At 61.4% G+C, this 13692-nt stretch carries 9 protein-coding genes; 2 read left to right on the top strand and 7 right to left on the bottom strand.

The window, feature by feature from the left end; translation table 11 throughout:
• Positions 1-24: 24 nt before the first annotated feature.
• From YWU_RS0102750 to YWU_RS0102725, 6 genes are all read right to left on the bottom strand, one after another.
• Positions 25-774, bottom strand: a complete 750-nt coding sequence (locus YWU_RS0102750) for a succinate dehydrogenase/fumarate reductase iron-sulfur subunit (RefSeq protein ID WP_027019263.1) — start codon at positions 772-774, stop codon at positions 25-27.
• Entirely contained in the window at positions 774-2780 is a 2007-nt protein-coding gene (locus YWU_RS0102745; protein WP_027019262.1) for a fumarate reductase/succinate dehydrogenase flavoprotein subunit, read from the bottom strand. The genes YWU_RS0102750 and YWU_RS0102745 overlap by 1 nt, the downstream gene beginning before the upstream one ends.
• A gap of 16 nt (positions 2781-2796) precedes the next feature.
• Positions 2797-3537 (bottom strand): succinate dehydrogenase cytochrome b subunit, encoded by a 741-nt coding sequence (locus YWU_RS0102740; protein WP_027019261.1) that lies wholly within the window; start codon positions 3535-3537, stop codon positions 2797-2799.
• Between the two features lie 267 nt (positions 3538-3804).
• A complete protein-coding gene (locus YWU_RS14790; protein WP_084141640.1) occupies positions 3805-6183 on the bottom strand; it encodes a glycoside hydrolase family 65 protein in 2379 nt (792 codons plus the stop codon).
• Between the two features lie 140 nt (positions 6184-6323).
• The gene (locus YWU_RS0102730; protein WP_240484035.1) at positions 6324-7037 is read right to left on the bottom strand and encodes an HAD family hydrolase; all 714 of its coding nucleotides are present in this window, start codon (positions 7035-7037) and stop codon (positions 6324-6326) included.
• A gap of 222 nt (positions 7038-7259) precedes the next feature.
• Positions 7260-9467, bottom strand: a complete 2208-nt coding sequence (locus YWU_RS0102725) for a malate synthase G (protein ID WP_027019259.1) — start codon at positions 9465-9467, stop codon at positions 7260-7262.
• Positions 9468-10136: 669 nt separating this feature from the next.
• On the opposite strand from YWU_RS0102725, the gene aceA reads away from it, so the two are divergent.
• Together aceA and ramB are read left to right on the top strand one after the other, a co-directional pair.
• Positions 10137-11429, top strand: coding sequence for an isocitrate lyase (gene aceA / locus YWU_RS0102720; protein ID WP_027019258.1), 1293 nt, complete (start codon positions 10137-10139; stop codon positions 11427-11429).
• 168 nt (positions 11430-11597) lie between these two features.
• Positions 11598-13022 carry an acetate metabolism transcriptional regulator RamB gene (gene ramB, locus YWU_RS0102715; RefSeq protein ID WP_027019257.1) on the top strand — a complete coding sequence of 475 codons (1425 nt, stop codon included), beginning with the start codon at positions 11598-11600 and terminating at the stop codon, positions 13020-13022.
• A 91-nt stretch (positions 13023-13113) separates the two neighbouring features.
• On the opposite strand, the gene YWU_RS0102710 is transcribed toward ramB, so the two are convergent.
• A complete protein-coding gene (locus tag YWU_RS0102710) occupies positions 13114-13515 on the bottom strand; it encodes a hypothetical protein (RefSeq protein ID WP_034646806.1) in 402 nt (133 codons plus the stop codon).
• Between the last annotated feature and the right edge of the window lie 177 nt (positions 13516-13692).

Genomic DNA, 13692 nt, shown 5'->3' with positions numbered 1-13692 from the left:
ACACCAACTCAGATAAACCTGAGTTTAGTTGTTCTTACCGCGGAAAGCTGCACGGGCACGCTCTTTGTTAATCGCGGCAACCGCAGTCAGGGGGATACCTGCCGGGCAGACGTCAGCGCACTCACCGAAGAGCGAGCACGGACCGAAGTTGGTCTCGGCCTCGTCGACCATGCTGGTGGCACGGCGGCCACGCTCTTCCTTGCCCAGGGGCAGCAGGGAGAGGTGAACCAGCTTGGCGCCGGTGAACAGGTGCGATGCACCATTCGGGCATGCTGCGACGCAGGCGCCACAACCGATGCAGGCTGCGTGGTCCAGTGCGAGCTCAGCGGTCTGGTGGTTGACGTGCAGGGTGTCGGCGTCCGGTGCAGTACCGGCCGGCACGGACACGAAGCCGCCCTTTTCCATGACGCGATCCAGTGCGGAACGGTCGACGACCATGTCGCGGATGACCGGGTACGCAGCCGAACGCATCGGCTCGATCTTCAGCGTGTCACCGTCGTTGAATAGGTGCAGACGCTGCTGGCAGGCCGGGGTGTTCTTTCCCGGGCCGTGCGGACGTCCGTTGACGTTCAGTCCACAGGTACCGCAGATGCCCTCACGGCAGTCGGATGCGAACGCGAAGGGCTCCTTGCGGGCCTCCACGTACTTTGCGTTGACGTGGTCGAGGAGTTCCAGGATGGACATCTCCGCGACGGCGTCGTCGATAGTGACGCTCTCGAAGTGGCCCTCGCTGTTCGGGCCAGCCTGACGCCAGATCTCAAGTTGCAGTTTCATTACTTGTAGTTCCTTGTCTGGAGCGGGACGTCCTCGAACGCCAGAGGCTCCGCGTGGCGGATGAACTCATGAGAGGTTCGGGTCCAGACCGGGTTACGGTCAGCCGGCTCCCAAGCGGAAACGAAGCACCACTCAGCGTCGTTGCGCTCAGCCTCTCCGTCCGCGTCCACGTGGTCTTCGCGGTAGTGAGCACCGCAGGACTCGTCACGGTCGATCGCGTCGACACACATGAGCTCGCCCAGGTCCAGGTAGTCAGCGACTCGGTTAGCGTACTCGAGCTGCTGGTTCATCTCGTCGGCGTTGCCGGGGATGAACAGGTCCTTCCAGAACTCCTCACGGATCTTGCGGATGTTCGCCAGACCATCCTTGAGATCCGCCACGTTCCGGGCGACGCCACAGACGCGGTACAGCTCATCGCCGAGCTGGCGGTGGAAGTACTCGGCGCCGTGGGTGCCGTCGATGGACATGAGCTTCTCGATGCGCTCCTTGGAGCGGGTGATTGCCTCGGTCGCCTCGGGGGCGTCCTCCGGCAGTCGCGCGGATCCAAGCAGCGGTCCCAGGTAGTTCGGGACGGTGAACGGGAGGGTGAACCAACCGTCGACGGATGCCGAGAGCAGCGAGTTCGCGCCCAGGCGGTTCGCGCCGTGGTAGGTCCAAGAGCACTCACCACCGACGAACAGACCCGGGATGGAGGTCATCTGATCGAAGTCCGACCACAGGCCACCCATGGTGAAGTGGCAGGTAGGAGCGATACGCATCGGGACCTCATACGGGTCCTCACCGATCGCCTCTTCGTACATCTGGATGAGGTTGGAGTAGCGCTCCTTGATGGTGTCCTTGCCCAGACGCTCGATGGCGTCGCGCAGGTCCAGGTACACCGAGTTGTCCAGCGGGCCAACGCCGTAGCCGGCGTTGATCTGCTGAGCGTTGGCGCGGGAGGCCACGTCGCGCGGGACGAGGTTACCGAAGGCCGGGTAACGGCGCTCCAGGAAGTAGTCGCGCTCATCCTCAGGGATATCGTTGGCGGCGCGGGTCTCATCGGTCTTCTTCGGGGTCCAGATGCGAGCGTCGTTACGAAGCGACTCCGACATCAGGATCGTCTTGGACTGCCAGAGCGCGTTGACCGGAAGACCGGTCGGGTGGAACTGGATGAACGAGGGGGAGGCGAAGTATGCGCCCTGCTCGTATGCACGCATGATGGCCGAAGCGTTGGAGTTCTTGGCCAGCGTGGACATGTGGTACACGTTGCCGTATCCACCGGTGGCCAGCACCACTGCGTGAGCGGTGTGAGCCGTCAGTTCACCGTTGATGAGGTTACGCATGACGGCACCCTGGCAACGACCATCGGCGACGATGACGTCGACGAGCTCATTGTGGGTGAACATCTCAACGTTGCCAAGGCCGACCTGACGCTGCAGGGCCGAGGCGGTCGACAGCTGCAGCTGCTGGCCGGTCTGTCCACGGGTGTAGTAGGTGCGGGACACCTGCACGCCACCGAAGGAACGGGTGGCCAAAACTCCGCCGTACTCACGAGCGAATGGAGCGCCGATGGCGTTCATGTGGTCGATGACGCGAGCGGACTCAAGGCCCAGGCGCCAGCAGTCGTTCTCGCGGCAACGGTAGTCGCCACCCTTAACGGTGTCCTTGACCAGGCGGTACGCGCTGTCGTTGTCCACGCGCTTGCCGCGGGCGGAGTTCACGCCACCCTGGGCAGCGATGGAGTGCGCACGGCGCGGTGCATCGTGGTACGTGAAGCACTTCACGTCGTAGCCGAGCTCGCCAAGAGCGGCCGCAGCGGCGCCACCGGACAGGCCGGTGCCGACGACGAGGATGCGGAACTTGGTGCGGTTCAGCGGAGAGACCAGGTTGAAGTGGTCCTTCTGGTAACCCCAGTGGTCACGCATCGGGGCCTTGTCACCGGGGCTGTTGTCGCCGATGACCTTGCCGATCTTGACCTCCGGCAGCGAAGAGACCGGAGACTTGAATGCGGTGGTGGTTTCAGTCATTGAATTCCCCTTTGCCCTACGAGACCAGACCGGTCATGACAGCGACCGGAATAGCGATGTTGCCGACCACGACGACCAGCGGGATCAGACCGGACAGGAACAAGATGAACTTGCGCCAGCGGTGACCAGTCACGCCGAGGTCGCTCGATGCGGTCCACAGTCCGTGGGACAGGTGCAGCAGCAGAGCCAGCTGAGCGATGACGTACCAGATCGCCACTGCCGGACGCTGGAACGAGGAAATGAGGTTCTGGTATGCCTCACCGTGGACGAAATCCGACGGAGCGACGACAACGCCCATGGTCAGGTCCATGATGTGGAAAATGATGAAGGCCAGCAGCACAACACCGGTGACGAGCATCGTCCGCGCGGTGAAGGTGTTCCAGCCGGACACCATGCCCTGGCGGCGGAACTTGCCACGGGACTGACGGGACCGAGCCTGCAGCGCGAAAGCACCGTAGACGTGCAGAACCACAGCCACCAGCAGGACGATTCGGAACGCCCAGAGAAGACTCTCGTTGGGCGCGATCGGGTAACCCATGGTGCGCAGGAAGTGCGCGTAGGTGTCGAAGCTCTCAGCCCCCGAGAACACCTTCAGGTTTCCGAGCATGTGGACGATAACGAACAAACCGAAGATGATGCCGGTCACGGCCATCGTCATCTTCAGTGCCCACGACGGCACCTTGGGCTTCTCCCGAAGTGGTTTCGTGGTGATTTTGCCGTGGGCCAATGCCTCACGGTCTGAACTAGTAACAGTCATGGCACCTCCAGTGTCATGTTCACCTTAATTTCCCTGAGCGCATGAACACCATTTACCCCCCATAGGGGGGCGCTTTTCACAGCTTTGACGTGAAATTGAAGGGTTCTTCTTATCTTAGGCCAGCCTCACCTGCACTGATGTTGTATATAGAAAGGCTCCCCTCCCACCCCCGAGGGAGAAAGCTGAAAAAATCCCGCTGGAGCGGGATTTTTACAGGCGAAGCCTTGACTTCAGACTTTTAGCCTGAATCAGTGACTGTGATCCCAGTCACTCTGTGTCGGGGAGCACGATCGTAATCGGCTCCGAATCGACCACAACTTCGCGGCCAGCGACGGTGATCGGACCGATCGGCAACTCTCCATCTTCGCGGACTACTTCGACCGTCCGTCCACGCACGGTCACCTTCAATCGGCTGCCCTTCACGGTCACCCGATAGGTCAGCGCCTCCCATTCCTCCGGCAGGTGCGGGTTGATCGAGTAGTGCCCGCCGTAATCCCGGAATCCACCGAAACCGTAGACCAGCGACTGCCAGACACCACCGGCGGACGCCACGTGGACTCCATCGGCGGTATTGCCATGCAGATCGGCCAGGTCCACGAACAGTCCGCGCATGAAGAAGTCCAGGGCCTGCTCGGTGTAGCCGAGCTCTGCGGCCATGATCGACTGCACTACGGCGGACAAGGAGGAGTCGCCGGTGGTTAGCGGATCGTAGTAGTCGTAGTCCGCCTTCTTCTCTTCCATCGTGAAGCGCTGCCCCTGCAGGAACAGTGCCAGTACCACGTCGGCCTGCTTGATGATCTGGTGCCGGTAGATGGTTAGCGGATGGTAGTGCAGCAGAAGAGGCCGCTTAGGTCCGAGCTCTGGGTCGTCCAGGTTCCAGCGCTTGCGCAGCAGGAACTGGTCGTCCTGCGGGTGGATGCCGTTTGTTTCATCGAACGGAACGTACATCCGGTCCGCGGCCTCATCCCATTCGAGGATCTCTGCGTCCTCAAGGTGGTGCCGGTTGGCAAACTCGCGGTATGCCTCGGGGCGAGTCTCCTGCATTTGCTTCACGACGTTCGCCGCTGCCCGCAGATTAAATTCCGCCATCACGTTCGTGTACAGGTTGTTGTTCACGACGGTGTTGTACTCGTCTGGACCTGTTACTGAGTGAATCTGGAATTCCGTGCGATCGGGGTTGAAGAAGCCCAGGGACATCCAGAATCGTGCGGTCGCGATGAGCAGGTCAATGCCCTCACGCAGCAAGAAGTCCTCATCTCCGGAGGCATAGGCGTACTTCATCAGCGAGAAAACGATGTCCGCATCAATGTGGTACTGCGCGGTTCCTGCCGCGTAGTACGCGGAGGACTCCAGTCCATTAATGGTGCGCCATGGGAAGAGGGCGCCGTCGTGAGAGAGCTCGTCCGCACGCTGGTACGCCGCTTCGAGCATTCCGTAGCGGAAACGCAAGGCGTTCCTAGCCAACGGCGGGTTGGTGTAGGTCAGGAACGGCATCACGTAGATTTCCGTATCCCAGAAGTAATGGCCGCCGTAACCGGTACCGGTCATGCCCTTGGCAGGCACTCCCTGGATCTCTGCGCGGGCAGAGGCCTGGATCAGCTGGAAGATGTTCCACCGCACGGCCTGCTGAATTTCTGGCTGACCGTGCACCTCTACATCCGAACGCTCCCAGAAACGCTCGAGCCATTCATTCTGATTCTCCTCCAGCGAGCGCAGTCCCACTCGCATGGCCCGGTTCAACGTGCGGTTACAACGGAACGCCAGCTCGCGGCCAGCAACGTGACGCGAGGAGTGGTACGAGACGTACTTCTCCAGCCTCAGCACCGTGCCTGCCGGTGCGTTGACGTGGTAGATCACCGAGGCCGAATCTTCCTCGGTGAGCTGGTTGGAGTCGATCCGCAGCTGCTCGCCTTCAGGTCCATTAACGCTGAGCTCATGATCCATCGAGCAGGCGACGGTCATCTTTGAGTGTGAACAGCGAAATGCCAGGGTCGAACGACCGATCTCGTCTTCCGCTTGGAAGGTCGGGATCAGCACCCGCTCATCCAGTGCCTCGGCGCGGCGCGGATCGAGTTCGTCGCCCTGCGCGGCAGCCTTGTCGTGGTACTCATCGCCGCCGTCTTGGCGGTTGAGGATCTGTGAGGAAACGACGATCGCGGCGTCGGAGTCCAACAGCTCAACTTCCAACGACATCACGGCTAGGTGCTTCTCCTGCATCGACACCATCCGCGAAGCGCTCACCCGCACCCTCTTGCCGCCAGGCGTACGCCAAATAAACCGACGCCGCAGCACGCCCTCACGGAAGTCGAGGCAACGTTCGAAATCTTCGATCTCGGCCACCGAAAGCCGCAGCGGCTCATCATCGATGTATAGGCGCATTGGCTTTGCATCAGGGGCGTTGACGATCGTCTGACCCTCGCGCGCCAGGCCGAACGCATCTTCTGCGTGTCGGATCTGCCATGTCTCGTGCAGCCCATTAATGAAGGTTCCATGCTCGGCGGAGTCGCGGCCTTCTGGTGGGTTCGCGCGCAGGCCGATGTAGCCGTTAGACAGGTTGAACAGCGTCTCGGACACACCGATCGGCATGCCCTGCGGACTGGTCTCGACTAGGCGCCACTCATCTACTGGCGTGACGTCCCTATTCATGAGGGCTGAATAGTCCAGCCCCACATGGTGAACGTCCGCTCGGCCAGCCGGGAAGTCACGGCGCGCTCTGCGGCGCTGCTCTGATGTCTCTGGGTGGCGGTCGCCCTTTACTCTCGTCGTCGCCTGATCAGCATTGTCACTCACGGAAGTAGCTCCTCAAGATCGTCGACCACAACATCTGCGCCAGCCGCGGCCAGCGCATCGGCACCGGCGCCTCGGTTGACGCCGATCACCAAACCGAATTTACCGGCTGCACCGGAGGCGACTCCGCTCAGTGCGTCTTCAACAACGGCAACCTCGGCCGGCTCGAACCCGAGTTCGCGTGCTGCATGCAGGTAGGTATCTGGCGCAGGCTTGCCGGGAAGCCCCAGGTCCGAAGCAAGATTTCCATCGACGACTAACTCAAAACGATCCGCCAACCCTGCTGCGGCAAGCACCGGTCCGGCATTCTTCGAGGAGCTGACCACGGCTACTTCCGGCGGATTGTCCAGGCCTGACAGGTAGTCAAGGAATCGGACCGACCCGTCATAGGGTGCGACTCCTTCGGCGACGCGCTTGAGGAAGTCCCTATTCTTCCGAGCGCCGAGGCCGTGGACTGAGTCGGTTTCGGGGGTGTCGTCGACCTGACCGTCGGGAAGCGAAATGTTTTTCGCCTTCAACACCGCCCGGATCCCCTCGTCCCTGCGGCGACCATCTAAGTACGCGAAGTAATCAGCGTCCGTGTATTCCTCCGCTCCCCGTTCGGTGAGGAATGCGCGGAACATGTCGCCCCAGGCCTCCTCGTGAATCAACGCCGTCGGCGTCAACACCCCGTCCAGGTCGAACAAGACCGCGCGGCATTCGGTGATCTCCACGTCCACTCCTCATCATCATGCGTCTTCCGCACGTCACCTCCGGTGGCCCCGTACGATTCCCCGTCAACGATAACGGGATTCCTGCGCACCTTCCGGTCTAAACCGGCCTGTAACCCGCAAGAAATGCGAAACGCCGCCGCACCCATAGTGGGTACGGCGGCGTCTTTAGAACATGCTTCCCGACGTCAACCTAGTCAACACCGTTCAGCCCTCAACCCGGAATTAACCCTGGTCGATACCTTCGCGCTTCTTGAACTCCAGGCGGGAGCGGTGCAGGATCGGCTCGGTGTAGCCGGAGGGCTGCTTCGCACCTTCCAGGATGAGCTCCTTGGCAGCCTGGAAACCGATCGACTTGTCGAAGTCGGTGGCCATCGGCAGGTACTCAGCGTCGCCCTCGTTCTGGCGGTCAACGATTTCGGCCATGCGGTGCAGCGAATCGATGATCTGCTCCTCGGTCACCACGCCCTGGACGAGCCAGTTGGCGAGGGTCTGGGAGGAGATGCGCAGGGTAGCGCGGTCTTCCATCAGGTCGACATCGTTGATATCCGGAACCTTGGAGCAACCAACGCCCTGCTCGACCCAGCGGATGACGTATCCGAGGATGCTCTGGCAGTTGTTGTCGAGCTCGTTCTGACGCTCTTCCTCAGACCAGTCCGCACCCGGGTCACCGGCGGCAGCAGCTGCAACCGGGATGGTCAGCAGGTCAGCCTTGGTCTCACGACGGCCATCGGTGATGAGCTTGTCCTGGACCTCGTAGACGTCAACCTCGTGGTAGTGAGTCGCGTGCAGAACGCCACCGGTCGGGGACGGAACCCATGCGGTGGAGGCGCCCTGCTTCGGCTGACCGATCTTCTGCTCGAGCAGCTCTGCCATCAGCTCGGTCATGGCCCACATGCCCTTACCGATCTGAGCCTTACCCTGCAGACCGTGTGCCAGGCCGGCGTCGACGTTGTTGTCCTCGTAGGCCAGCATCCACTTGGCGGTCTTCTGCTCTGCCTTGCGGAACATCGGGCCTGCGTAGAGGGAGGTGTGGATCTCGTCGCCGGTGCGGTCCATGAAGCCGGTGTTGATGAAGACCACGCGCTCGGAGACGGACTTGATGGCAGCGTCGAGGTTCACCGAGGTGCGGCGCTCCTCGTCCATGAGGCCGACCTTCATGGTGTTGCGCTCCAGGCCAAGGAGATCCTCAACAGCAGCGAAGACCTCGTTGGTGAAGGCTGCCTCGTCCGGACCGTGCTGCTTCGGCTTCACGATGTAGATGGAGCCGGTGCGGGAGTTACGGCGTGCGTTCTCCGGGTTCAGGCCCGGGATTGCGCAGATCGGGGTGATGACGGCATCCATCAGGCCCTCGAAGATTTCCTCGCCATTGCGGTCGAGGATCGCCGGGTTCTGCATCAGGTGGCCGACGTTACGGATCAGGTTCATCGAGCGGCCGTGCAGGACCTGCTCGTTGCCCTCAAGGTCCGTGTAGGTGCGGTCATCGTTGATCTCGCGGGTCAGGGTCTTGCCCTTGCGCTCGAACTCGATGTGCAGGTCACCCTGGTTCAGGCCGAGCCAGTTGGTGTAGCCCAGAACCTTGTCAGCTGCATCGACAGCTGCGACGGAGTCTTCCAGGTCCATGATGTTGGTGACTGCAGCCTCCAGCACGATGTCCTTCACGCCGGCCTTGTCGGTCTTGCCGACCGGGGACTCAGCGTCGAGAAGCAGCTCGATGTGCAGACCGTTGTGCTTGAAGTAAATGGAGTCCGGGTTCTCCAGGGAACCGGTGTAACCAACGAGGGTCTCCGGCTCGCGCAGGCCAACCTGGTTGCCGTCGATGGTGGCGACAAAACGGCCGTCGACAATTGCATACTCGGTGGCGTCCGCGTGGGAGCCCTCCAGCAGCGGCAGTGCGCGGTCGAGGAAGCCACGACCCCAAGCGATGACCTTGTCACCACGGACCTTGTTGTAGCCCGGGGTGTCCTTCTCGGCGCCGCCGTCTTCGGAAATAGCGTTGGTGCCATACAGTGCGTCGTACAGCGAACCCCAACGAGCGTTAGCGGCGTTGATCGCGAAACGGGCGTTAAGAACCGGCACAACCAGCTGCGGACCAGCGGTAGCGGCGATCTCGACGTCCACGTTCTCAGTGGTCACCTGGTAGTCGCCCGGATCCTCGGCGAGGTAGCCGATCTCCTTGAGGAAGGACACGTACTTGTCCTGGTCCTGCTCACCCGGGTTTGCGCGGTACCAATCATCAAGCTGCGCCTGCAGCTCATCACGACGGGCCAAGAGTTCCTTGTTACGCGGGGTGTGCTTCTCGACGATGTCGCCGAAACCCTGCCAGAAGGCGTCCTTGTCCTCGATGCCCGCCGCAGGAAGAGCGGTGTCGTTGACGAAGTCGTACAGAACCTTGGCAACCTGCAGGCCGCCAGCCGTGATGCGCTCAGTCATAGTTCTCCTTAACTCAGGGGGTGTGCGTGCGAGGCGTGTTTAACCGCATTTTCGGACACACAAACGATGCGCGTGCCCCCTCGCGATGCTCCCACCATAAGTGATCGCGATCTCGATGTGCAGGAAAATGCAATCCCTGCCACCGTTTCCGCCGATTACACCGAGCGATCCTGCAGGTATCGAAATGTTCAGGTCGTTCCTTAACTGACCGATGCCCCCGCCCTCACCCCCGATACAGAATGGATCCACTGCAAGCGCATTCCGGTTAGAACACGGTGTTACCCATCGGAAGAACTTGGGCATTTTTCGCCACGGACAGAACGAAACACACAGGTCTTCGGCACATTTGGTCCCGACCTGGCAATTTACCTCAGAACAATGTTGCCACGATAGAGTTAGCTAACTTCACAAAATGGCAATCCTCACATACAGGAATTTACATGATGTGATCCTTGACTCAGGGCTATGTCCTCAATCATCATGTGAAGCAGAGCACGCGGACAGACCACTCAATACTGCGCGGCGATGCTTGTGAAGCCTCGGCTGAACGAGCGAACTTCGGCGCAGTGGTGGACCGTGTCCTCACAGGCTTTCGCACACTGCAGACCCTTCGGGGCGCAACGGCGATGCCTCTCACCGGAATTCGGAACGTAAGGAAGTGACACCGATATGTCGAACGTCGGCAAGGCCCGTACCGCAGCGGAAATCCAGAAGGACTGGGATGAGAACCCGCGCTGGAAGGGCATCACCCGTAACTACACCGCCGAGCAGGTCGAGAAGCTCCAGGGCACCGTCGTCGAGGATCACACCCTCGCCCGCCGTGGTGCTGAGATCCTGTTCGAGGGCGTCACCCAGGAGGGCGACGGCTACATCAACGCTCTCGGCGCCCTGACCGGTAACCAGGCTGTCCAGCAGGTCCGCGCTGGCCTGAAGGCTGTTTACCTCTCCGGTTGGCAGGTCGCAGGTGACGCCAACCTCTCCGGCAACACCTACCCGGACCAGTCGCTGTACCCGGCGAACTCCGTCCCGAACGTGGTCCGTCGTATCAACAACGCACTGCTGCGTGCTGACGAGATCTCCCACGTCGATGGCGATGACTCCATCGACAACTGGCTCGTCCCGATCGTCGCTGACGGTGAGGCCGGCTTCGGTGGCGCACTGAACGTCTACGAGCTGCAGAAGGCCATGATCCAGGCCGGCGCCGCTGGTACCCACTGGGAAGACCAGCTCGCTTCGGAGAAGAAGTGCGGCCACCTCGGTGGAAAGGTCCTCATCCCGACCCAGCAGCACATCCGCACCCTGAGCTCCGCTCGCCTGGCTGCTGACGTTGCTAACACCCCGACCGTCGTCATCGCTCGTACCGATGCCGAGGCCGCTACCCTGATCACCTCCGACGTGGACGAGCGTGACCGCAAGTTCATCACCGGTGAGCGCACCTCTGAGGGCTACTACCACGTGCAGAACGGCCTTGAGCCCTGCATCGAGCGTGCGAAGTCCTACGCTCCGTACTCCGACCTCATCTGGATGGAGACCGGCACCCCGGACCTGGCCCTGGCCAAGAAGTTCGCCGAGGGTGTCCGCGAGGAGTTCCCGGACCAGCTGCTGTCCTACAACTGCTCCCCGTCCTTCAACTGGTCGGCACACCTCGAGGCAGACGAGATCGCCAAGTTCCAGAACGAGCTCGGAGCCATGGGCTTCAAGTTCCAGTTCATCACCCTGGCTGGCTTCCACTCCCTCAACTACGGCATGTTCGATCTGGCTCACGGCTACGCACGCGAGCAGATGACCGCATTCGTCGACCTGCAGAACCGCGAGTTCAAGGCAGCCGAGGAGCGTGGCTTCACCGCCGTCAAGCACCAGCGCGAGGTCGGCGCCGGCTACTTCGACAGCATCGCCACCACCGTCGACCCGAACTCCTCCACCACCGCCCTCAAGGGCTCCACCGAGGAGGGCCAGTTCTAATCAGATTCCTCTGATTGGAACGGCCGGAAGTTCACTTCCGATTCGGTTCGCCAAGACCCCGTCTCATGCATCTAGGTGCAGGAGGCGGGGTCTTGTCAGCTCCGCACCCATACCGGGCACGCTTCGCAGTTTTCACTTCCGATCTGTGCAGTCGGTTAATCTCGGTGCATGGCGAAAACCTACGTGGGTTCCCGGCTCCGACAGCTCCGCCGAGAACGCGACATGAGCCAGGCCGCGCTCGCCCAAGCGCTCGGCCTGTCCGCGAGCTACGTGAACCAGATCGAGCATGACGTCCGCCCGCTTACAGTCCCGGTTCTACTGAAGATCACAGACACGTTCGGCGTTGATGCGACGTTTTTCTCTCGTGACGATGACTCGCGCCTGTTGGCAGAAGTCCAGGACGTGGTCCTCGATAAGGAAGTCTGCCCGGAACCGGTGGATCTGCAGGAGATCTCGGACATGGTCCGTAATCATCCGGGCCTGGCCAGAGCAATGGTTGATTCCCACCGCAGGTATCGCAACGTCACCGACAAGTTGTCACTGGCTACCGACCACCGCAACTTCGAAGGTGAGCCCACCGCCGCAGCCGCCGCACGCGCGCTGACCATGCCGCACGAGGAGGTCCGTGACTTCTTCTACGCTCGGCAGAACTACATCGACTCGGTGGATGTGGCCGCAGAGAACCTGGCGGTGGAACTTGGACTGACCAACCCGAACATCGTCGCTGAGGAGGTCCTCGCCGACCGGCTCTCCATCCGATACGGGGTGACGATTCGGTACCGCTCCGACATGGGATCGACGCAGCACCAGTTCGACCCCAATTCCGGAACTCTGGATCTGGCAAGGTACCTCACCTCTGGGCAGAAGGCTTTCCGCATGGCCCAAGAGTTGGCGTACTTCGAGTGCGGCGAACTGATCCGCGACGAGGCCAAAGACAGTGTGTTGACCTCAGAAGAAGCCCGCCGCCTGGCAATTCGTGGTGTCGCCACGTACTACGCCGCGGCCTTGATGCTGCCTTATGAGTCCTTCCATGACACCGCAGAATCCCTGCGATACGACATCGAATTGCTCTCCCAGCAATACGGGATGGGCTACGAGACGATCTGCCACCGCCTCTCCACGATGCAGCGGCCGAGCCTGCGCGGCATCCCCTTCACGTTTGTCCGCGTGGACCGCGCGGGAAACATGTCCAAACGCCAGTCCGCCACCGGATTCCACTTCACCAACTCTGGCGGCACCTGCCCGTTGTGGAGTGTCTACGAGACTTTCTCCTACCCCGGCAAAGTCATGCGCCAATTCGCACAGATGCCAGACGGACGCCCGTATCTCTGGATCGCCCGCACTGTGGAGCATCACACCAGCCGGTTCGGAAGCCCCGGAAAACTCTTCGCAATCGGCCTTGGTTGCGAAGCCCGCCACGCCCAACGCACGGTGTACGCCGAAGGCCTAGACCTCAGCGACAACAATGCCGCTACCCCGATCGGTGCCGGCTGCCGAGTGTGCTCACGCGATGACTGTCCTCAGCGAGCATTCCCGCCGCTGAACCGCAGCATCGACGTGGACATGCACCGCTCGTCCGTCGAGCCGTACTAGGAATCGATCGCGCACAGACCGGCGCGAATATGACTTCTCCCCGTTCCGAGGGCTCGGAACGGGGAGAAGGGGACGTCGGGAAGCGGAGTTCTTACTTCTTCGCTGCCAGAAGTGCCAGGCCGGTACCGAGGAGCCAGGTGTCCTTCAGCATCGGCAGGCCCTGATCGGTCGGACGGACCGAACCGTTCTCGGTCAGACCCGGGGTACGCAGGTACATCGCGGTGAAGCCTGCACCGAATGCGGTCAGCGCAGCGCCGGCAACCTTGTTCGGGACCAGCGGGGTAAGCAGTGCTGCGGCAGTGGCAACCTCAGAGCCGGCGAGAACGCGGCCGAAGGTCTTGGCCGGGATCTTCTTCACGAACGGAAGGGCGGTGCCGGCGAAGTCCTGCAGGCCCTTGGCGCCTTCTTCATCGATGCTGAGCTTTCCGATGCCGGAGTTAAGGAAGACCAGTCCCGGGAAGACGCGTGCGGGGTACAGGGAGAAGTTAGCCATGATGATCCTTTCGGGATTTGTGTGGGGGCTCGTCCATATTTTGTTGACAGATCAACGTTTACGCCCCGAGCATCCTGAACGCAACCCCTTATCAATGAAAATATGCAGAAAGTGGGTCATCCCACAAGGGACGACCCACTCTCAGCGTTACAGCGCGGCGATGCGACTCAGTCGCGC

The sequence above is a fragment of the Corynebacterium sputi DSM 45148 genome, assembly GCF_000427865.1.
Classification (GTDB): domain Bacteria; phylum Actinomycetota; class Actinomycetes; order Mycobacteriales; family Mycobacteriaceae; genus Corynebacterium; species Corynebacterium sputi.
This window is presented reverse-complemented; position numbering and strand designations above follow the sequence as displayed.

Coding starts and splice junctions, on each gene's coding strand:
- YWU_RS0102725 (WP_027019259.1), bottom strand. CDS start 9,467: ATGACTGAGCGCATCACGGCTGGCGGCCTGCAGGTTGCCAAGGTTCTG.
- YWU_RS0102745 (WP_027019262.1), bottom strand. CDS start 2,780: ATGACTGAAACCACCACCGCATTCAAGTCTCCGGTCTCTTCGCTGCCG.
- aceA (WP_027019258.1), top strand. CDS start 10,137: ATGTCGAACGTCGGCAAGGCCCGTACCGCAGCGGAAATCCAGAAGGAC.
- YWU_RS0102740 (WP_027019261.1), bottom strand. CDS start 3,537: ATGACTGTTACTAGTTCAGACCGTGAGGCATTGGCCCACGGCAAAATC.
- YWU_RS0102710 (WP_034646806.1), bottom strand. CDS start 13,515: ATGGCTAACTTCTCCCTGTACCCCGCACGCGTCTTCCCGGGACTGGTC.
- YWU_RS14790 (WP_084141640.1), bottom strand. CDS start 6,183: ATGAATAGGGACGTCACGCCAGTAGATGAGTGGCGCCTAGTCGAGACC.
- ramB (WP_027019257.1), top strand. CDS start 11,598: ATGGCGAAAACCTACGTGGGTTCCCGGCTCCGACAGCTCCGCCGAGAA.
- YWU_RS0102750 (WP_027019263.1), bottom strand. CDS start 774: ATGAAACTGCAACTTGAGATCTGGCGTCAGGCTGGCCCGAACAGCGAG.